Source organism: Collimonas fungivorans Ter331 (assembly GCF_000221045.1).
GTDB lineage: Bacteria > Pseudomonadota > Gammaproteobacteria > Burkholderiales > Burkholderiaceae_D > Collimonas > Collimonas fungivorans_A.
Window position 1 is genome coordinate 4,967,001 of sequence record NC_015856.1, and the last position, 20,610, is coordinate 4,987,610.

Here is a 20,610-nt window from a genome sequence, read left to right on the forward strand (position 1 = left end):
TTGTTTTTGGAACGATTTTTACGCAGTGTTGATGTCATTGAGCTCCAGCTCATCTTTCATCGCTTCACGGATCTTGAATTTCTGGATCTTGCCGGTCACCGTCATCGGGAAAGCCGCGACAAACCGGATGTAGCGCGGCACCTTGTAATGGGCGATTTGGCCCTGGCAAAAATCGCGCACGGATTGTTCGTCCGCGGTCTGGCCGGGGCGCAGGATAATCCAGGCGCACAGTTCTTCACCGTACTTCTGGTCCGGCACCCCGACCACCTGCACATCCTGGATCGCCGGATGGCGATACAGGAATTCTTCGATCTCGCGCGGGTAGATATTCTCGCCGCCGCGGATCACCATGTCTTTCATGCGGCCGACGATATTCACGTAGCCTTCGCTATCCATGGTCGCCAGGTCGCCGGTATGCATCCAGCCTTCGCCGTCGATCGCTTCACGCGTCTTTTCCTCATCGCCCCAATAACCGTGCATCACCGAATAGCCGTGGGTGCACAGTTCGCCGGAACTGCCGATCGGCATGATCGCACCCGATTCGGGATCGACGATTTTCACCTGCAGGTGCGGCTGCACCTGGCCGACAGTGGACACGCGTTTCTCGAGCGGCGTATCGGTCATGCTCTGGCAGCTGACCGGGCTGGTTTCGGTCATGCCGTAGGCAATCGTGATCTGCTCCAGGTGCATGTCGCGCACCACCCGTTTCATCACCTCGATCGGGCACGGCGAACCGGCCATGATGCCGGTGCGCAGCGTCGACAGGTCGAATTCGGCGAAACGCGGATGGTCCAGCTCGGAGATGAACATGGTGGGCACGCCGTGCAAGCCGGTGCAGCGTTCTTCCTGCACCGCCTGCAGCACCGACAGCGGCTCGAAGCCGTCGTTGGGATAGACAATCGTCGCGCCATGGGTCAGGCAGGCCAGGTTGCCGAGCACCATGCCGAAGCAGTGATATAGCGGCACCGGAATGCAGAGCCGGTCCTGCGCCGTCAGCTTCATCGCCTCGCCGATGAAAAAACCATTGTTCAGGATATTGCGGTGAGTGAGCGTCGCGCCTTTCGGAAAACCGGTGGTGCCGCTGGTGAACTGGATGTTGATCGGGTCGCTGGCTTGCAGGCGCGCGCCGATTTCGGCCAGCCGCGGATCGGCGGCATCGCCGCTGGCGATCAGGTCGGCGAAACGCAACATGCCAGGCGCCTCGCCGCTGCCCAGCTGGATCACGGTTTTCATGGCCGGCAGACGCGCTGCCTGCAATGCTCCCGGCGCGGCACGCTGCAATTCCGGCGCCAACGTGCGTATCATTTCCAGGTAATCGCTGGTCTTGAAGCTGGTCATCGAAATCAGCGCCTTGCAGCCGACATTGTTGAGCGCGTACTCCAGTTCGCTGACCCGGTAGGCCGGATTGATGTTGACCAGGACGATGCCGGCATAGGCCGTGGCGAGTTGCGTCAGCAGCCACTCGGCATTGTTGTGCGACCAGATGCCGATGCGGTCGCCCGGCTGCAAGCCGAGCTGCAGCAGGGCGCTGGCCAGCTGCCGCGCCTGGCTTTGCAGCTGCCGGTAGCTGAGGCGGATCTGCTGGTGGCGCGACACCAGCGCGTCGTTGGCGGCCACCCGCTCCACCATCTGGTCGAAAAAACCGCCGATAGTCTGTTCGATCAGCGGCATGTCCTGGCTGCCGCGATCGATGCTGGAATTCAGTTGTCTCATAGTCTTGTCTCCTGTTATGGCTGCCGGTGTTTTCCGTAGCGGTTTTTATTTTTCCGGAAAACTGCCATCGACATAAAACCAGCATGGCCGGTTTTCTGTTCCCGTTTCGCTTTCGCGCACAAAGCGGCTGATCTCGTGCAAGCGCTGCGCACGGCCGTCGATCTTGTAGCGCGCCACGAATTCCACCGTGGCGCTGTCGCCCCCGGCCTGATGCTTGCGCACCTCCAGCCCCAGCCACTTCAACCCCGCTTCGGCGGCGACCGGCTCGGACGGCCGGCTGCTGCGGTGCCATGTCGCCTGCAGGTACGCTCCCTTGTCCATGACATAAGCGCTGTAGCGGGAACGCATCAGCGCCAGCGCGGTCGGCGCCGTTTCTGCGCCGCTGTGATAGCGGCCGCAGCACAGCGCGTAACTGCCGCCGCCGCAGGGACACTCGATTGCCTTCTGTTTCAAATCTTGCCATCCCTCAGGAATGCTTCGAGCTGGTCGAAACGGTCGAAACCCCAGAACGATTCGCCGTCGACAATCACGAACGGCGAACCGAACACGCCGCGCGCCATCGCCAGGTCGACTTCCGCCTTCAGCTGGTTCTTGATCGGCTGGCTGTTGATGCCGTCGCTCAGGCCGGTGGTGTCGATGCCGCTGTGATGGCCGATTTCCAGCAAATGCATCGGTTCGCCGATATTGATGCCGTCGACAAAATAAGCCTTGTAAATCTGCTTGGCGAATTTGATGGCCTTGTCTTCGCCTTGCTTGCCGCGCACCCACAGCACGGCGCGCGCCGCCGCCTGGGTGGAAATCGGGAAAGCGCCGGGACGCTTGTAGGGAATGCCGTGAAAACGCGCGCTGCGTTCGAAATCGTGGAACGAGTAGTCGCCCTTGATCGGCACCTGCGCCAGCGGCGCCGAGCCGGTGGTCTTGAATACCGGACCCAGCAGGATGGGATGCCACTCGACATCGCGCTGGTACTTTGCCGCCAGCTCATCGATATGGGTCGCAGCGAAATAACCATACGGAGAGGAAAAATCGAAGTAGAAATCAATTGCGGCAGCCATCTTCTTATACCTTGTGTGAAATGGTAAGAACACATGCGAATTGCGCTGTAGGCAAACCCGTCCTACTTGTTTAAATCACAATTCGCGAAGACCAATAACAAAGATCAGCGGGAATCCGCGGAAACTCCGCGAAAACCGCTGATCCATTTGATGCCTGCTGCTGAGTTGCGTTAGCGCTTGCTGCTCTTGTTACACCAGTTCGACCGCGATTGCCGTGCCTTCGCCGCCGCCGATGCACAACGACGCCACGCCGCGCTTGCCGCCCTTGGCTTTCAAGGCGCCCAGCAAAGTGACGATGATGCGCGCGCCGGATGCGCCGATAGGATGGCCGAGAGAACAGGCGCCGCCATGCACATTGATCTTGCTGTGCGGGATATCGTGCTCTTTCATGACCGCCATCGGCACCACGGCGAACGCTTCGTTGACTTCGAACAGGTCGACATCGCTATTCTTCCAGCCGACTTTCTTGTACAGCTTTTCAATCGCGCCTACCGGTGCGGTAGTGAACCATTCCGGCTCTTGCGAGTGGCTGGCGTGGCCGACGATGCGGGCGATCGGCGTGCAGCCGAGTTTCTTGGCGGTCGATTCGCGCATCAGCACCAGCGCAGCAGCGCCGTCGTTGATCGACGACGACGAGGCGGCGGTGATGGTGCCGTCTTTCTTGAACGCAGGACGCAGCGAAGGGATCTTTTCCACCTTGGATTTTTGCGGGCCTTCATCCTTCTCGATCACGGCTTCGCCGGCGCGGCTGGTGACGGTCACCGGCGCGATTTCCCATTTGAAGGAACCGTCGGCGGTTGCCGCCTGCGCACGCTGCGCCGAGGCGATGGCAAACGCATCCTGGTCGGCGCGGCTGAAATGGTATTTGGCGGCGCACTCTTCGCCGAACGTGCCCATGGAACGGCCGCCGCCGTTTTCCAGCTTGGAATATGCATCTTCCAGGCCGTCCAGCATCATGTGGTCGAGGATCGTGCCGTGGCCGACCCGGTAGCCGCTGCGGCCCTTGGGCAGCAGGTAAGGCGCATTGGTCATCGATTCCATGCCGCCGGCGACTACAACTTCATTGGTCCCTGCCAGCAAGGCGTCGAACGCGAACATGGTGGCTTGCATCGCCGATCCGCACACCTTGGAAATGGTGGCGGCTGTGGCCGATACCGGCAAACCGGCCTTGATCGCCGCCTGCCGTGCCGGCGCCTGGCCTTGGCCGGCTTGCAGCACATTGCCGAACAACACGGCATCGACCTGCTCCGGTTTCAGGCCGGCGCGCTCCACGGCGGCCTTGATCGCCACTGCGCCCAGGTCGCTGGCGGTCAATGACGAAAAATCACCCTGAAACGCACCCATTGGAGTACGCGCTGCACCGACGATAACGATTGGGTCATTCATGTTGTTTCTCCAGATTACGACAACTTGTAAGCCACTTCGATATCGCCTTCTGTTGCGATTCCCGCGAGCGGCTTTGCTGCCTGGTTGGTTAAAAATAAAACGGTCCGGTCTTGTTGCTGTTCATGTTGCTTCTTAATTAACTTTTCGTATGGGTAAACCGGCATTCCTGCGGATATGGAAAAACGTCATCGAAATGTCCTTCAAGTATGTGTTGCTTGTGTTGTTGCCAATATTGCGGGGTCAATAAGTCCGCATGGTGCTTGATAAAGTATTTTTTCACGTTCTGGTTCCCGAGAAGAAATACACCGAATTGTTCCGGAAAGACATCGTTCTTGGCGATGGAATACCAGGGCTCGGCAGACATCTCGTCTTCCTCGTTACGCGGCTGCGGGATAGTCCTGAAATTGCAGTCGGTAATGTATTCAATCTCATCATAGTCGTAAAACACGACCCGGTTATGACGCGTCACGCCAAAATTTTTGTACAGCATGTCGCCCGGAAAGATATTCGCGGCGACCAGTTCCTTGATGGCGTTGCCGTATTCGGTAATGCCGTGCTCCAGCGCCGCTTGGTCGCCGTTTTGCTCGGCGTTGTTGAGGTAGATATTGAGCGGCATCATGCGCCGTTCGATATACAGGTGCTTGATGATGATTTCGTCGCCGTCTTCTTCGACTACCGACGGCGCCACTTGTTTCAGCTCAGCCAGCAGTTCGTCGGCGAAACGCGCGCGCGGAAAGGCCACGCTGGAATATTCCAGGGTATCGGCCATGCGGCCGACGCGATCGTGGTGCTTGACCAGCAGGTATTTTTCCTTGACCAGCGCATTGGTGGTTTCCTTGGGCGCCGGGAAATAGTCCTTGATCACCTTGAACACATACGGAAACGAGGGCAAGGCGAACACCACCATCACCAGCCCGCGGATACCCGGCGCGATTTCAAAATGGTCCGACGAATGCCGCAGATGGCGTAGGAAATCGCGGTAAAACAGCGCTTTTCCCAGCTTTTGCAAACCCAGGATGGTGTAGATCTCGCTGCGCGGCTTGTTCGGCAGCAGGCTGCGCAGGAACTGCACGTAAGCTGACGGCACCTCCATGTCGACCATGAAGTAGGCGCGGGTGAAAGAAAACAGGATGGCCAGTATCTTGCTCTCGAACAGCACCGCATCCAGCACCAGCTTGCCGTTGCGGTCATGCAGGATAGGCACCACGAACGGATACTCGCGCGGGCCGTTGATCATCTTGCCGACCACGTAAGCGCCCTTGTTGCGGTAGAACAGGTTGGACAGCACCTGGATCTGGTGATTCGGCTCCAGCGACGTGGCGCTGGCGCCGAACGCCTGCGCAATCCGTTCTTCGGCCAGCGCGACGTCGCGGTCGAGGTCGGCGAACGGCCGCTGCAGCTGGAAATTGGTGATCAGGCGCTTGAGCGTATAGTGCAGGCCGTCCTTGGCCGGGTAATACACGCGGTAAGTGGGCAGGGCCTCGTCGGTGTCGATGTATTCGGTCGATACCGCCGGCCGCACGAAGATGAAATCGTTATGGAAATAGGTGCGGTGCAGGATGTTGCAGCAGACCGAGTTGAAGAAGGTCTCGGCCAGCTCCGGCTGCTTGTGGTCGGTCAGCATGCCGATGTAATGCAGCTTCACTTCGCGCCAGACCTGGTCGGTCAGGTCGTTCTGGTCGTACTCGTCTTCCAGCGCCTGCACGCACTCATGCACGCGCGCGTCATAAAAGCCGATCCGCTCGCGCGCGGCGAGCTGCGCGGTTTTCCAGTCGGCGCTCTCGAAATGCTGCTTGGCCAGCACGCTGGCTTCGCGGAACAGGCGGTAATGCTTGTCGAAACCGTCCAAGATCATGCGCGCAGTATCGAAAGCGATCTGCGACGACAATAATTTCGGAAAGTTGGCCGACGTGATCACAATGCAAACCGCTCCTTCCAGCCGGCCAGCATCGACAGGCTGACGCCGATGCCGCCGCACACCACGATCAACGGCCGCTGGTATGGCGCCAGCACCGGCAGTTTTTCGTAAGCCACGGCCAGCGCTGCGCCGCAGGCCGGTTCCACCAGCGTGCGCATCTGGTCGGCAAACGCCAGCGTGGCGCTTACCGCCTGTTTGTCGCTGACCACTACGCTGTGCACTTCATGGCGCTGGGTCCAGGCGAAACATTCCGCCGCCACGCGCTTGGCGGCCAAGGTAGTGGCGATCGAAGTGATCGCCGGCAGCGTCACCAGTTCGCCGGCCACCATGGCGGCATTCAGCGAGGCGGCGCCTTCGGTTTCGGCGACGATCAGAGGGATATGCGGCAAGCCGTTGCGATGCAGGCCGCTCAGCACGCCGCTCATCAGGCCGCCGCCGCCGACCGAGCAGATGACGACATCGAAATCGACGCCCAGCTCGCGCGCCTGCAGCACCGCTTCGTCGATCATGGTGGCGTTGCCGTCCCAGATGTCGGGGTGATCGAAAGGCGGGATGTAGATGCTGCCCGGCTGTTCGCACAGCTGCAGCGCCAGCTGGTTGGCTTCATCCCAGACGCTGCCGTGGACGATCACCTCGGCGCCGATATCGCGGATGCGCTGGCAGACTTCCGCGGCGGTGGTCTGCGGCACCACGATGGTGGTCTTGACGTCCAGCGCCGCGCCGGCAAACGCCGCCGCAAAGCCGGCATTGCCGCCCGAGGGGCACACCAGGTGGCTGGCACCGCCGGCGACCGCGCGTTGGCACAGCAAACCTATGCCGCGCAGCTTGAACGAGCCGGCCGGCTGGGTGTTTTCCATCTTCAGCAAAACTTGCTTGTCGAGTGCGACGGAAAGTTGCGGGTGTCGCAGTAATGCGGTGTGGATATGCAGTGAAGTCATGTTCCTGACGCGGTTGCCTCGCTGTTGCGTTTCTGTCAATTGTGCCATTAAATCAAAAGACTACAAACCATTTATTTGATCAGCGGGTTTCCGCAAACAATTCGCGGCCGATCAGCATGCGGCGGATTTCGCTGGTGCCGGCGCCGATTTCATACAGCTTGGCGTCGCGCCACAGGCGTCCCACCGGATATTCGTTGATGTAGCCGTTGCCGCCCAGCGCCTGGATCGCTTCGCCTGCCATCCAGGTGGCTTTTTCCGCCGAATACAGGATCGCTCCGGCGGCGTCCTTGCGCAGGGCGCGCGCCGCGGCCGGCGTCTTGGCGCGGTCGCAAGCCTGGCCTACTGCATATACATAGGCCTTGCAGGCCATCATGGTCGAATACATGTCAGCCAGCTTGCCCTGCATCAGCTGGAATTCGCCGATCGACTGGCCGAACTGCTTGCGGTCGTGCACGTAGGGCACAACGACATCCATGCACGCCTGCATGATACCAAGCGGGCCGCCGGACAGGACGCTGCGTTCGTAATCGAGGCCGGACATCAGCACATTGACGCCCTGGCCCAGGCCGCCCAGCACGTTTTCCGCCGGCACTTCGCAATCCTGGAACACCAGTTCGCCGGTATGCGAACCGCGCATGCCCAGCTTGTCCAGCTTTTGCGCCACGCTGAAACCCTTGAAGCTCTTTTCGATCAGGAACGCGGTCATGCCGCGCGCGCCGGCTTCCAGGTCGGTCTTGGCGTACACCACCAGCACATCGGCGTCGGGGCCGTTGGTGATCCACATCTTGGTGCCGTTGAGGACCCAGCGGTCGCCCTTCAGTTCGGCGCGCAGCTTCATGCTCACCACGTCGGACCCGGCGTTCGGCTCCGACATCGCCAGGGCGCCGATATGGTCGCCCGAGATCAGCTTCGGCAGGTACTTGGCTTTTTGCTCGGCGTTGCCGTTGCGCTTGATCTGGTTGACGCACAGGTTCGAGTGGGCGCCGTACGACAGGCCGACCGAAGCCGAGGCGCGCGAGATTTCTTCCATGGCGATGATATGCGCCAAATAACCCATGCCGCTGCCGCCGTATTCTTCTTCGGCAGTGATGCCGAGCAGGCCGAGGTCGCCCATTTTTTTCCACAGGTCCATGGGGAACTGGTCGCTGCGGTCGATTTCCGCGGCGCGCGGGGTGATCTCCGCGGCGGCGAATTCCTGGATCGCACTGCGCAGTGCGGCGATGTCTTCGCCATGGTCGAACGTCAAGCCGGGTAAATGGATCATGTTGTCTCCTTCGTTATTCTTGCAAGTTGTTTAATGTATAGGGGAGGAATTCAAGGCGCGACGTGGTCGCTCAGTTCGCCGCTGCTGAGCAGGCGCCGGCATTCGTCTTCGTGGGCGGTGATTTCCGCCAGCGTCACTTCGATGTCTTCACGCTGCTGCTCCAGGTGTTCGCGATGGCGCGCCAGCACCTGCAGGAACAGCTCCAGCTGGGGCGCCGAATCCTTGGGCGAATCGTACATGTCGACCAGACTCTTGATTTCCGACAAGGTCAGACCCAGCCGCTTGCCGCGCAGGGTCAGCTTGAGGCGGGTGCGCTCGCGGCCGGCATACACCCGGTTGCGGCCGCCGGCGCCGTCGCGCTTCGGGCTCAGCAAACCCTGGTCCTCATAGAAACGGATCGCCCTCGGGGTAATGTCGAATTCGCGGGCAAGTTCAGTGATGGTGTAAGTCGGCATGGTCGGGGCAGAGCAAAAAATGCTGGTTTAGGTACAATGGCAGTTAACGTTAACGTAAAGTAGATTGTAGACGCGCTGGCGGAAAATGAAAACACCGAAAAACTACTGGTGTTACCAAAAGAGAAAGAATATTGCGATGAACCCACTTGAAGCCCAGCTCAGCTATGCCTTCGGCGACACCCTGCCCGCCGGCGGCGCCACCCTCGAAGTCGCACCCGGCGTGCGCTGGCTGCGCATGGGCTTGCCGTTCGCGCTGGACCATATCAATTTATGGCTGCTGGAAGACAGTTTCGAGACCGAAGACGGCATCCGGCACGGCTGGACCATCGTCGACTGCGGCATCGCCAACGACGCCACGCGCGCCGCCTGGGAAGCTGTTTTTGCAAGCGAACTGCGCGGCCTGCCGGTGCTGCGGGTGCTGGTCACCCATTGCCATCCTGACCACGTCGGCCTGGCCGACTGGCTGTGCACACGCTGGCAAGCGCCGTTATGGATGAGCGGCGGCGAATATTTCTCGGCGCGCATCATGTCGGCGGCGCTGCCCGGCGCCGACGGCAGCGCCGCGTTGCCGCACTTCCAGCAGCACGGCATGCGCGATCCTGACGTCATCGCCAAGGTATCGCAGCGCAAATCCTACTATCCGTCCATGGTGCCGACGGTGCCGCAGGCTTATCACCGTCTGGCCGACCGCCAGCAGTTGCGCATAGGTAAACATCAATGGCAGGTGATCACCGGCTTCGGCCATGCGCCGGAGCATGTGGCGCTGCATTGCGCCGGACTGGACCTGCTGATTTCGGGGGACATGGTGCTGCCGCGGATTTCCACCAATGTCTCGGTATTCGCGATCGAGCCGGAATCGAACCCGGTGCAGCAATACATGGATTCGCTGGAAAGATACCGCACGCTGCCGGCCACGACGCTGGTGCTGCCGTCGCATGGCAAGCCGTTCCGCGGCCTGCAGATCCGCATCGACCAGCTGCAGCAGCATCATCGCGAGCGGCTGGCCGAGGTGGTGGAAGCGTGCACGGCGGCGCCGCAATCGGCCAGCGACATCGTGCCGGTCATGTTCCGCCGGCCGCTGGATGCGCACCAGATGACTTTCGCCCTGGGCGAGGCGCTGGCGCATCTGCACAAGCTGTGGTTTGACGGCGTATTGAAACGGCGCCTGGATGCCGACCAGGTCTACCGCTTCAGTACCGCGTGATTACTGCTGTATCGCCGCCACGATCATCGCCACCGCCAGCATCAGGCTGCCGGCGACGCGGTCGGTAATCCGCACAAAACTCGGGCGGGTGGCAACCGTCTGCATCTTTCCGGCCAGGGCGGCGTAACCGACCAGGATAAAGAATTCCGGAATGATCGAACCCGCCGCCAGCCAGATCATCTGCAGCGGCACGTTGGCGGCCGGATTGAGGAACTGCGGCAGGATGGCGATGAAAAAAATCAGCGCCTTGGGATTAGCCAGCTGCAAGGTCAGGCCGCCGAACCAGATTTTCCAGCCGGAGGCGTTGCGGCTGTCCAGCTTGGACGCGGTGATCGGCGACGGCCTGCCGAATATCGCCGCTAGACCGAGATACGCCAGGTAAGCCACGCCCAGCCATTTGACCACGCTGAACAAGGTATGCGAAGCAACGATCAAGGCGCCCAGCCCGGTCGCCGAAATGGTGAAATAGATGGCGTTGGCGGTGAGTATGCCGAGGATGGCGAAAATCGCCTTCCTCCAGCCGACCGTGATGCCGTAGGCCACCACCAGCATGACCGCCGGCCCCGGCGACGCCGACAGCGCAAATTCCGTCAGCACGAATAAGAAAAAATTGTGGAAATCCATGATGTCCGGTCAGTCTGCGGTTTTGCGGGCCTTGTGAGGCGCCTTGGAAAATGCCAGGTCGTACAGCCAGTTCGGCAACAGCCGCAGCAGCTTGGCGACTACTCCCATCTGCCACGGAATCACCTGGTAGCTGCTGCCGCGCGCCACCGCGGCGCCGGTCCTGGCAGCGAATTGCCCTACCGGCATCAGGAACGGCATCTTGTAACGGTTGACCTGGGTCATCGGGGTATCGATATAACCCGGAACGATGGTGACCACCTTGATGCCGCTGGCCCGCAGTTCCACCCGCAGCGATTCGCAGTAGCTGATCACCGCTGCCTTTGAGCCGCTGTAAGCGCCCGCTCCGGGCAAGCCACGGATGCCGGCCACGCTGCCGACGCCGACCAGCCGCAAACCGGTTTGCCCGGCCTGCGCCTGGCGTTTCATGGTGGCGATAAACGGCGTAAAGGTAGCCACCGTAGCCAGCACGTTGGTGGCAAATACATGTTCAAACACCTGCTGGTCTTCGGCATGTTCGGTCAAGGTGCCTTGCGAAATCCCGGCGCTGGCGATCACCACGTCGACACCGTCGCCGGCGGCGATGAAATCTTCGGCTGCCGCAGTCAATGCAGCATGATCGTTGACATCGAGCGCATAGAGGCGATGCCGTTCGGGATGCGGCAAGCTTGCCAGCAACTGCTCCAGCACCGCTTGGCGCCGGGCTACCAGCCCCAGCGTTGCGCCCTGCCCTGCATAAAATCGCGCCAGCGCGGCGCCGATGCCGCTGGAAGCGCCGGTGATGAACACACGTTGCATGGAAAGTCCTTTCGATAAAAAAGCCCGCCCTCTTGCGAGCGGCGGACTTTTCAATGCTGCCGGCCGTGACGGCCTGCATGCTTGTTTCTTATTTGTTGCTTGCTTACTTCTTGCCTGCAGCGGCCTTGGCCACCAGGCTGTCCAGCACCTGCAGGGTCGACTTGAACAAAGCCGGTTCGCTGTCGCCGGCGCCAGGAGTGGCGCTGACGATCGATGGCGAGGTGACATAACGGCCGTCGACTATCAGCGTCGGCACGCCGTCTATCTTGTAGGCGGTTTGCAGCTGGCTCGCGCGCGTCACCTTGGTTTGCACCGCGAAGGAATTGTACACATCGAGGAACTTGGCTTTGTCGAGGCCCTGCTTGGCCGCGAAATCGGCGATGGCGGCGTCTGTATCGAGACGCTGGCGCTGGACATGGATCGCGTTGAAGACCTTCTTGTGCATTTCAGGCAGCTTGCCCATGGCTTCCAGCGTGTAGTACAGCTTTTTCTGCGCTACGTACGGCGATTTCTTCGGATCGCCATTCGGATCGCCGAAGTCGACCGGCACCCGCTTGAGGGAAATCTTGTCGCCCTGCTTGGCGATCCATTCTTCCAGCGTCGGCTCGAGCGCGTTGCAATGCGGGCAGAAGTAGCCGAAGAATTCCGTCACTTCCACTTTCTTGCCAAGGCCGCTATCGGTCGGCTGCGGGTTATCGAGAACTTTGTATTCCTTGCCTGCGACCGGATTGGTCGGCGATGCGCCGGCGCTGGCGGCCAGCAGGCCGAAACTCAGACTAAGGCCGGCGATAGCCAGGGCTTTTTGAAAAAAACGCATGAATTATCCTTTTTTTAAAATTGTGAAAGCCAACAATGAACAGAACGGGGTCCGGGAGCCGTGGCCCTGTTCTTCATCAATCAAAAACACACATCCCTTATTTTGCCGCACGCACCACTGCGGCATTGACGCCGTTATCTGACAACTTGCCGCGTATCCGGTTCATTGTTTCGAGCTGATTGAACGGGCCCACCCGCACCCGGTACAGGGAACCGGTATCGGCCTGGCGTTCGCTGATCTTGGCTTCGAAACCCATCAAGGCCAGGCGCGCTTTTGCGCTTTCGGCTTCAGTCTGTTCGCGGAAGGCGCCGACCTGCAGGAAATAGATCCAGTTGTCGTCAGCCGCTGTCGCCTTGCTCTTGGCTTCGGCGATGTCGCCGGCCACCTTCTTGGTCTTGTCGGCGGTGGATTTGTCGACCGCCGGCGCCGACTTGTCCTGCGCCTTGGCGACCAGCGCGTCCAGCTTCTTCTCGGCAGCCACGTTAGGCGGCACACCATCGGCGCTCGGCGGCGGCGGAGTAAATGCCTTGGCGGCTTCCTTGGCCGCATCCTTGTTGCCGTAGAGCGACTTGTTCGGGTCCGGCAGCTGGTCCGGGTTCGACGGCGCCGGTGCCGGCGTAGCCGCGGGCGCCGTCGTGATGGCGTCCGGCGCTTTGTCGGTCTTTGTCGTCTTGTTGGTGAACGGCGTCGGCGTCTTGGTGATCATGATCGCCACCACGACCGCAATCGCCAGTCCGATGATCAGGCCGAAAATCAGGCCCATTAAGGTACCGCCAGCTTGTTTCTTGTTAAGTTTGCTCATACTTCCCCAATGACATCCTGGTTACTGACCGTCTCCGGCAACGGCTGCCGGAGATCGCCTATTGTAGATTTACATGCGGGCCGGTGCCGATACGCCGATCAGCGCCAGGCCGTTGCGCAACACCTGGCGGGTTGCGTACATCAAGGCCAGGCGCGCCATCTTCAGCGCCTCGTTGTCCACCAGGACCCGCTCAGCATTGTAGTAGCTATGCAGCTCGCCCGCCAAATCGCGCAGGTAAAACGCCACCTGGTGCGGCCCCAGCTCTTCCAGCGCGTGCTGCAGCATGTCCGGGTATTCCGCCAGCTTGGCCAGCAGGCTGGCTTCGCGCGGCGCGGTCAGCGGGCTCAGGTCGACCGTGGCCAGGCTGGCTTCGTCGCCGGTCCATTGCGCCAGCACCGAACAGATGCGGGCGTGGGCGTACTGCACGTAATAGACCGGGTTTTCGTCGGACTTGGCCAGGGCGAGGTCGACATCGAACACGAATTCGGTATCGGCCTTGCGCGAGATCAGGAAAAAGCGCACCGCGTCGCGGCCGCGGGTCAGGTCGCGCAGGCTGTCTTGTGCGTCACCTTGCGCGCCGTCTGCAGCACTGTCTTCGCCGGCCGACCATTCGATCAGGTCGCGCAGGGTCACGTAAGAACCGGCGCGCTTGGAAATCTTCACTTCCTCGCCGTTCTTCATCACCGTCACCATCTTGTGCAGCACGTAGTCCGGATAACCTTGCGGGATGCCGAGGTTGACCGCCTGCAGGCCGGCGCGCACGCGGGCGATGGTGCCGTGGTGGTCGCTGCCCTGGACGTTGATGACCTTGCCGAAACCGCGCTGCCACTTGACCACATGATAGGCGACGTCGGGCACGAAGTAGGTGTAAGTGCCGTCGGTCTTCTTCATGACGCGATCTTTGTCGTCGCCGTAGTCGGTGGTGCGCAGCCACAAGGCGCCATCCAGCTCGTAGGTGACGCCGGCGGCTTTCAGCGCGTCGACTGCGGCGTTGACCTTGCCATCCTTGTACAGCGAGGTTTCCAGGTAATAGTTATCGAACTTGACGCCGAAGGCCTGCAAATCCAGGTCTTGCTCGCGACGCAGGTAGGTGACGGCGAATTTGCGCACCGATTCGATATCGCTGATGTCGCCGCTGGCGGTGACCGGCTCGCCATCGCTGGCGGCCACTGTCTTCTGGGTCAGGAAATCCTTTGCGATATCGGCAATATAGTCGCCGTTGTAGGCCGTTTCAGGCCATTCGGCGTCGCCCGGCTTGAACCCGTTGGCGCGCGCCTGCACCGACGTCGCCAGCGTGGCGATCTGGACGCCGGCGTCATTATAATAAAACTCGCGGGTGACGTCGAAACCTTGTACTTCAAACAGCGCTGACAAGGCGTCGCCGAGCGCGCCCTGGCGGCCGTGGCCGACGTGCAAAGGACCGGTCGGATTGGCCGAGACAAACTCGACCAGTACTTTTTTGCCGGCGCCGAGCCGGCTTTTGCCGTATTCGGCCGCCTCTTGCAGCACGGTCTTGACCACTTGCTGCTTGGCCGCCGCTGTCAGGCGCAGGTTGATGAAACCAGGACCGGCGATCTCGGCGCTTTCGATCAGCTTGCCTTCTGCGGCGCCGGCCATCACGGCCGCCACCAGGGCTTGCGCCAGTTCACGCGGGTTCTTTTTCAGCGGCTTGGCCAGTTGCATGGCGATATTGCAAGCGACATCGCCGTGCGAAGGATCGCGCGGACGCTCCAGCGTCACCGTCGGCTGCAGCTCGCTGCCGGCGATAATGGGCTGCAAGGCAGCGTTGAAAAGGTCGATGATCTGTTGTTTCTGTGGTGCAAGCATAGGATAAGTAGTCAGTAATACTGGATTAATGCGAAAAATCTGTGAAATCGATCCGTGATGCCTGCCAATTCCAGGCAATCTTGATTATTCCCGATTATACCGGCTTGGCATAGCAATCTTCACCCGCCTTGCCCCGGCAAGCTACGGAATCGCCTAAATCCCGCCGCACGCTGCAAGCATCAAAAACTGCTGCTAAGATGCTTCGTCCTGGCCGTACGGAAGTCCGGCCGCATCGATTTTGCCTTGCTTATTCAATTACAGGAACCTTCATGACCCAGTCCACACCACGCGTAGCCGACCACCCAGCCCACCCGCAATTCCTCAGCCGCTGGTCGCCGCGCGCCTACGCCAATGACGAGATTTCCGAACAAGAACTGCTGACCATCCTGGAAGCGGCACGCTGGGCGCCGTCGTCCTACAACTCGCAGCCTTGGCGCTTCGTCTTCGCCCGCCGCGGCACACCGCACTGGACCAAACTGCTGGGCCTGCTCAACGAATTCAACCGCAGCTGGGCGGAAAATGCATCGGCGCTGGTGATCGTGTTGTCGAAAACCACATTCGCGCCACCGGGCAGCACTGAAGAAGTGGCTATGCCAACCCATTCTTTCGACGCCGGCTCGGCCTGGGGTTACCTGGCGCTGCAAGCGAGCCTGTCCGGCTGGCATGCGCATGGCATGGCTGGATTCGACAAGGAAAAGACACGTACTGAACTGGGCGTACCGGCCAATTTCGCGATTGAAGCGGCGGTAGCCATCGGCAAGATCGGCGACAAGGCCATGCTGCCGGAAGGTTTGCGCTCCAAGGAAGAGCCTAGTCCGCGGTTGCCTTTGCAGGCTTTGGTTTCTGAGGGGACTTTCAAGGGCTAAAAGCCCGGTGGATTTGCGCCTGCTTTTTGTAAGCGGCAAGATTTAATGCGGGTTAACAGCACGAGCTGATAACTCGCATTTTTTATTTGTGATGGTATGGCGATGTACCTGTTTCTTAAGCCATTATCTAGCTTGAACCGGCTTTCCGTTCTCAGTCAGTATGCCACCTTTAAAAAGGAAAACATGATCTTTTTCCTTTGCAGCCTTTCTTTGCAAGGCTTCTGAGGCAGTTAACCCGATCCACGCTGACATTGTTACTGAAATCGAATCTGCCATTTTTTTAACATCAAAGTAATCGGTACAAGTTCCAAATGCAGGAGTCGCTTTCACGCCTGAAGCCGAAACGGTAACGAAGTAAAGCTGGACAGGACAGGCACTCCCTCCGTTGTCTTGAATGAGAACAACATCCTTCTTTCCGAGTTGATATGTGCCAACTTCCTGGAGACTGCTGTTCCCATGAATCGGAGGATTCAATGGCTTGTTTTTATACAGAAGCGCGTTCTCATCGTTTATTTGCAGTGCACCGAACCGTGTCGTGATATCTGCGTCCTCATCCTCGGCAAATGCGAAGGATGCCAGCAACGACAGGAATGCGATTAAAACGAAATATTTCAGCATAGAGTTTTTCCGTTTTGCCTGTTTGGCAGGTATCGGCGATACACCATATCGCAAAGCCCTAACTGCATTACATTCGTCACCTAACTTAAATTGATTGTCGGAATTCACTGAAATAACTCTTATCGCCGGAACTGGCCGGGGTTGAAAACATATTTACTCGTTTTTCATCGCATGCTTTTATGTCACTGAGTAAAACGTACTTTGTTATTCGTGACAATGACAGCTTTGCCGTCACTACTCAATATCGGATCAGCTAATTTCTCGGGGAAGCGGCATCGTTTTTCGGAAGTTCCATCCTGTCTAACCATTAGGACAGTGGGATCCGAATCGACGCGAACGTCAAAATTCGATAATGTACCCGAAGCTTCGGCGGCGGTTACGTCAATAAAAAATACCGTCGTCAGCAACACCAACATTTCCCAGCCCAAACTAGGCGCATTGATTGATCTCAGTTCCGTGAATTTCTTCTAGACCAAATTTTTCAGCTCCAATAGCTAAGGTATTTCACGAAAATTTAAAATATAGTTTTTGTAGTCTTGCAGGTTTTTCTTTCCTGTTTTCGATTTCGGCACGCAATACATTGTAATGAAAGAATTCTTCTGCCCTCCGGCCGCAATGTTCAAGCAATCTAGGGTTAGCGAGAAAAAATCTGACTTATTTTTCACGTTCTGCTTCTTAGGCATACTTTGAACAAATATTTCGGAGTATCCCAACAGACCGTTCATGTCGCCAATTGATATTTCAGTAGCCGGTTGTTGATGTTTCGGCTGAATTTTGTAATTGGCGTCATCAACCTCTTCCTGTGCAAAATATGATTTACCGTCATCAGAAGTAAAATATGCAGAATCACTTTTCAAGGTCGAAAATGGCTGATCTTTTTTTACCTGAAATGTATCAAGACTCATATAATTTTTTTACCTTTGATGGTGATCGAACAATTGGTCTGTTCGAAAACGTAAGTAAGACTATCGGGAATACTGAACCCACATAGATTCGCAGACAACGCGTGATGCGAATATGAAAGAAAAATTACATGCACCAGAATTAGTAGACGTTTCATTTTTTTTAATACTGTTACCTTCCGCAGGCTGTAGCATCTTCATGACACCTTCTATAAAACGTAATTTATAAGCTCAAAAGTATCCAATATGGTTGGAATAATTCGGGATAACGATGAGGGTTGTTATCCTGTGCTTTTATTTGTGACCGCTACGAATTCTAAGACTACGTCTTCCCACGAATTATTTTTTATCTTCAAGAAATTCAATTGTCGATATGGAGGTCTGTATCGTGTCGAAAAATGAGATTGGTAAAGATAATGGTTTGGAATAATTTTCAGATGCCCCTACAATGATCTTCTTATCGTGCACCAAACAAAATCTTACTGAGCCTAGAGTTGACTTGAATTTATTATTTTTATAACCAACGATGAATCCGTTCCAATTTGTTCCTTTTAATGCTTTGAACAAATAGTTTTTTGAGTTCATTTTCTGATCATTTAACACCCATTCTCCATTTGTCAATTTTGCTGGGCATTTTAAATCATTGCTATCTCTAATTTGTTGCTGTTCCGGCGTTACCTCTTCATGTTGTTTTGTCGCTGATAATGCTTCATTATTCCATGAAAAATTCTCTGAATTTTCACACATCACTCCAAACCATTTGTCATGTAAATTGCCCCTTTTCTTAAAAGCCCAGTCGTAACCTGCTGACATTTCAGCTTGCCAAAGATAAGGTAAATTATCCTTCTTTAAAGCTGTTTCAGCTTCGTAAAAAACCACATCTGGAACATTAAATAGTAAATTTTGATTATTTTTTAAAGTAATTTTAAAGTGACATTCGTTCATATTTACTGTTACATATTTTGGGCCCACCATTGATAATGCGGAACCAACTTCATTTCCCAGCGTTACACCCAAATCACCCTTTACATCAGCGGAAAATGATACTGATGTCACAGTGTAAAAAAACAAAAATAGAGAAAATTTTAGTTTATTCATATGTCTCTTCTATAGATAAAGTCTTCAGGTATCTCTTTTGTAGAACCATCGGATTGAGGAAAAGATGTTGTATCAAGCAAAACCACTTGAGCATTAGCGAATGCCATAAAGCGAGCTTGAACACCCCATATGGAAGAGAAACTACTTGATGGTGCTCCTGTGTTGACGGTGGCAGCAACATTTCCGAATGCCTTATTTTCATAGTAATGTTTGGTACCGTGGTCGGTGTTAACAACCTTTATGTTGTTTGATGGGTCGTCAAAAAAACCATCAGCCTGTTTTGATGCACCAGACCATGCCCAATAAGCTCCGGCACTATTGGCAGCATCAAAAGAATTTTTAACATTGTCTCTTCGAGTAATGATCTCCGATGAAATCCCAGTGGATGCGTCACTTAATGAATTGGTGGGGTCATACATAGTTTTATGCCCATTCACCAATGGCCTGTTATTGTTAGCCAGCGTAGTGTGTTGTTGAAGCGTCTGAACGACTTGAGCACTGACCGCCAATCCTCTAAATTTCCAATATTTTATATAGTTGCCCGCGTGTGTTAATTGAAGGAAACCTCGTCCATCCCAAGGCTTGTACCAATATGGACTTCCTTCGTGAAATTTCTGATACCACTGCGTTTCTTGAGTTGCATTACCGAAAAAACAAGCTAATCGGATGGGGGTTGTAGCATTAAATTTCCGAAGAGCTTTATTTAAATCTATTCTTCGCAGCGAAGCATCGGTACTTGTTTTGGATAACAAGGTTGCTGCGCTATTTAATGAAACATCCTCCCAGGCCCAAACATTAGCTTTCCTCAATGAGTTTGCCGGTAATAGCTGTACCAACTCTCCTCGACTTAACCACCCGCACTTCCTCAACGTCCGAATAAACTCAGCGGGATGAAAATGCCAGTCTGCTTGTTTGAACGCATCCGGGAGAGTGTCGAAGGCCATGATTTTGAGATGATCTTCAAATGCCTGCCAACCTTCTAAGGCACCATCAGCAGCTGCCTCGGCTTCATCTTTCAAGTATTGGTAGCGCGCCACAATCGTGTTCTTGTCCCATTCATTCGGGAACTTGCAAATTGCACGGGCTAGCTTTGGTAGCACATTAGGAAGACCTATGCGCATCGCCAATATTTTGTCGCCTTTGGTAAAAGGATCATTAGGGTCAGCGATCAGGTCTTTGAGTTTCCCTGAATCGCAGCGTTGATCGTCCGGCTTGCTGTCGTCGCCATAGCAATTCCAATCCATCACGGGCAGGAAATCTGCGTCACTGAATTTAAATGAACCAGGTGCATTGAGGTCTGCCCAAACATCTTGGCCATCGATTGTCTTGATTTTGCGCCAGTGAGCAGCATTGGGAGGCAGGGGATCCTTATCAGCCGCGCTCTGCCCCAAATTACGGCCGAAACGCAGTAACTCATACCAACCGCTAGGGCTACTGATTGTTGCCCCCGCTGCTATTACGCTGTCATGACGAGTATTGGCCTCTGTGTACAAATCATACTCAGAACTCGCTTCGTTCGTCGCATTACCCTTGCTACCATCTGTTGCATAACTCGTGAGCGTCCCTTCCCCCTTAGCATAATTAATTTCTATCCATTGAGCAGTTCCCAGCGATGACGTATTTGCGCTGCTCAAATGACTAGTTGGCGCGGTTGTGCTAATAGGAGTCGACGCTGGCAGATAAATATAAAGATTGCCAAATATGCTGTCCGTCCGCCCGTCTTTCGTTGGTGCTTGCTTTGGATCTTGCCATTCCGGCTGACGACCGATGAGCTTTGTGAGTTCTTCTGTATTGCACGCAACAGCCATTTCGATCTCACCGGCGTGGCCGAAAATCTCGCCCGTCTCACCAATAGTATCTTTGCGATAGACCTGAGCATCCTTCGCGATAGCATCGTTGATTTTGGAAAGATGCAGATAAGATGAATAAAACTTGATTTTGGTAGGCGTATCGCCATCCGCACCAATTTCCGTTTCGTGTTCGAGGACAATCATGCCGTTATCCGTCCAACTGGCCTCGCTCCCGAAGGGGTTATAAGCCTGAGGATCTTTGGCATCGGTCACTTTGGCGCGAGACGGATTGACGAATATGACTTTGCCATCCGCAATTGCACGCACTGGGGCATAGCCACCTCCTGTCTTGGTCGGAGCCTCCAGATGGAGGCCGGTGTGCCACATCAGGTTCTGGCTGACAGGGAAATTTCCTTCAGGCGCTTGAGTTGTTGATTCCCTCGCTGGCACATTCTTTAGTCCCGCTTGAAGAATACTGGCCTCATCTGTTCCGACCAAAAATGGGGGGCTGATTAACATCGTATTGTTCTCGCTTTTA

The 20,610-nt window shown here is 56.4% G+C and carries 19 protein-coding genes; 2 read left to right on the forward strand and 17 right to left on the reverse strand.

From position 1 onward, the window contains the following. Positions 1 to 18: 18 nt before the first annotated feature. The 8 genes from CFU_RS22170 to CFU_RS22205 all read right to left on the reverse strand — a co-directional run bounded on the left by CFU_RS22170 (position 19) and on the right by CFU_RS22205 (position 8,729). Positions 19 to 1,713: an AMP-binding protein gene (locus CFU_RS22170; protein ID WP_014008235.1), complete on the reverse strand. Its 1,695-nt coding sequence runs from the start codon at positions 1,711 to 1,713 to the stop codon at positions 19 to 21. Between the two features lie 45 nt (positions 1,714 to 1,758). Then, positions 1,759 to 2,166, reverse strand: a complete 408-nt coding sequence (locus CFU_RS22175; protein WP_041742719.1) for a YchJ family protein — start codon at positions 2,164 to 2,166, stop codon at positions 1,759 to 1,761. Next, positions 2,163 to 2,768, reverse strand: coding sequence for a 2-hydroxychromene-2-carboxylate isomerase (locus CFU_RS22180; RefSeq protein WP_041742720.1), 606 nt, complete (start codon positions 2,766 to 2,768; stop codon positions 2,163 to 2,165). The genes CFU_RS22175 and CFU_RS22180 overlap by 4 nt, the downstream gene beginning before the upstream one ends. A gap of 189 nt (positions 2,769 to 2,957) precedes the next feature. Continuing rightward, the gene (locus tag CFU_RS22185; protein ID WP_014008238.1) at positions 2,958 to 4,154 is read right to left on the reverse strand and encodes an acetyl-CoA C-acetyltransferase; all 1,197 of its coding nucleotides are present in this window, start codon (positions 4,152 to 4,154) and stop codon (positions 2,958 to 2,960) included. 136 nt (positions 4,155 to 4,290) lie between these two features. Next, positions 4,291 to 6,069 carry a bifunctional isocitrate dehydrogenase kinase/phosphatase gene (gene aceK / locus CFU_RS22190; protein WP_081466580.1) on the reverse strand — a complete coding sequence of 593 codons (1,779 nt, stop codon included), beginning with the start codon at positions 6,067 to 6,069 and terminating at the stop codon, positions 4,291 to 4,293. Next, complete coding sequence (locus tag CFU_RS22195) at positions 6,069 to 7,010, reverse strand: pyridoxal-phosphate dependent enzyme (RefSeq protein WP_041742722.1); 942 nt, start codon at positions 7,008 to 7,010, stop codon at positions 6,069 to 6,071. The genes aceK and CFU_RS22195 overlap by 1 nt, the downstream gene beginning before the upstream one ends. A gap of 79 nt (positions 7,011 to 7,089) precedes the next feature. After that, positions 7,090 to 8,274 carry an isovaleryl-CoA dehydrogenase gene (locus tag CFU_RS22200; protein WP_014008242.1) on the reverse strand — a complete coding sequence of 395 codons (1,185 nt, stop codon included), beginning with the start codon at positions 8,272 to 8,274 and terminating at the stop codon, positions 7,090 to 7,092. A 50-nt stretch (positions 8,275 to 8,324) separates the two neighbouring features. Next, a complete protein-coding gene (locus tag CFU_RS22205) occupies positions 8,325 to 8,729 on the reverse strand; it encodes a MerR family transcriptional regulator (RefSeq protein ID WP_014008243.1) in 405 nt (134 codons plus the stop codon). A gap of 136 nt (positions 8,730 to 8,865) precedes the next feature. On the opposite strand from CFU_RS22205, the gene CFU_RS22210 reads away from it, so the two are divergent. Further along, entirely contained in the window at positions 8,866 to 9,933 is a 1,068-nt protein-coding gene (locus tag CFU_RS22210; protein WP_041742724.1) for an MBL fold metallo-hydrolase, read from the forward strand. Here CFU_RS22210 and CFU_RS22215 read toward each other — a convergent pair whose 3' ends face one another. From CFU_RS22215 to argS, 5 genes are all read right to left on the reverse strand, one after another. Continuing rightward, positions 9,934 to 10,557 carry a LysE family translocator gene (locus CFU_RS22215; RefSeq protein ID WP_014008245.1) on the reverse strand — a complete coding sequence of 208 codons (624 nt, stop codon included), beginning with the start codon at positions 10,555 to 10,557 and terminating at the stop codon, positions 9,934 to 9,936. A 9-nt stretch (positions 10,558 to 10,566) separates the two neighbouring features. After that, positions 10,567 to 11,352, reverse strand: a complete 786-nt coding sequence (locus CFU_RS22220) for an SDR family oxidoreductase (protein WP_041742725.1) — start codon at positions 11,350 to 11,352, stop codon at positions 10,567 to 10,569. Between the two features lie 103 nt (positions 11,353 to 11,455). Further along, positions 11,456 to 12,169, reverse strand: coding sequence for a thiol:disulfide interchange protein DsbA/DsbL (locus CFU_RS22225; protein WP_014008247.1), 714 nt, complete (start codon positions 12,167 to 12,169; stop codon positions 11,456 to 11,458). Positions 12,170 to 12,266: 97 nt separating this feature from the next. After that, on the reverse strand, positions 12,267 to 12,971 hold the full coding sequence (locus CFU_RS22230) for an SPOR domain-containing protein (protein WP_014008248.1): 705 nt from the start codon (positions 12,969 to 12,971) through the stop codon (positions 12,267 to 12,269). 69 nt (positions 12,972 to 13,040) lie between these two features. Then, positions 13,041 to 14,798 (reverse strand): arginine--tRNA ligase, encoded by a 1,758-nt coding sequence (gene argS, locus CFU_RS22235; RefSeq protein ID WP_014008249.1) that lies wholly within the window; start codon positions 14,796 to 14,798, stop codon positions 13,041 to 13,043. A 269-nt stretch (positions 14,799 to 15,067) separates the two neighbouring features. On the opposite strand from argS, the gene CFU_RS22240 reads away from it, so the two are divergent. After that, positions 15,068 to 15,664, forward strand: coding sequence for a nitroreductase family protein (locus CFU_RS22240; RefSeq protein ID WP_041742727.1), 597 nt, complete (start codon positions 15,068 to 15,070; stop codon positions 15,662 to 15,664). Between the two features lie 123 nt (positions 15,665 to 15,787). Here the strand turns inward: CFU_RS22240 and CFU_RS22245 are convergent, their stop codons facing one another. From CFU_RS22245 to CFU_RS23500, 4 genes are all read right to left on the reverse strand, one after another. Next, a complete protein-coding gene (locus tag CFU_RS22245; protein ID WP_148264911.1) occupies positions 15,788 to 16,390 on the reverse strand; it encodes a hypothetical protein in 603 nt (200 codons plus the stop codon). A 386-nt stretch (positions 16,391 to 16,776) separates the two neighbouring features. Further along, positions 16,777 to 17,187, reverse strand: coding sequence for a hypothetical protein (locus tag CFU_RS22250; protein WP_014008251.1), 411 nt, complete (start codon positions 17,185 to 17,187; stop codon positions 16,777 to 16,779). A gap of 336 nt (positions 17,188 to 17,523) precedes the next feature. Next, positions 17,524 to 18,282 (reverse strand): hypothetical protein, encoded by a 759-nt coding sequence (locus CFU_RS24705; RefSeq protein WP_148264912.1) that lies wholly within the window; start codon positions 18,280 to 18,282, stop codon positions 17,524 to 17,526. Then, positions 18,279 to 20,591, reverse strand: coding sequence for a M23 family metallopeptidase (locus CFU_RS23500; RefSeq protein ID WP_014008252.1), 2,313 nt, complete (start codon positions 20,589 to 20,591; stop codon positions 18,279 to 18,281). The genes CFU_RS24705 and CFU_RS23500 overlap by 4 nt, the downstream gene beginning before the upstream one ends. Positions 20,592 to 20,610: the final 19 nt, after the last annotated feature.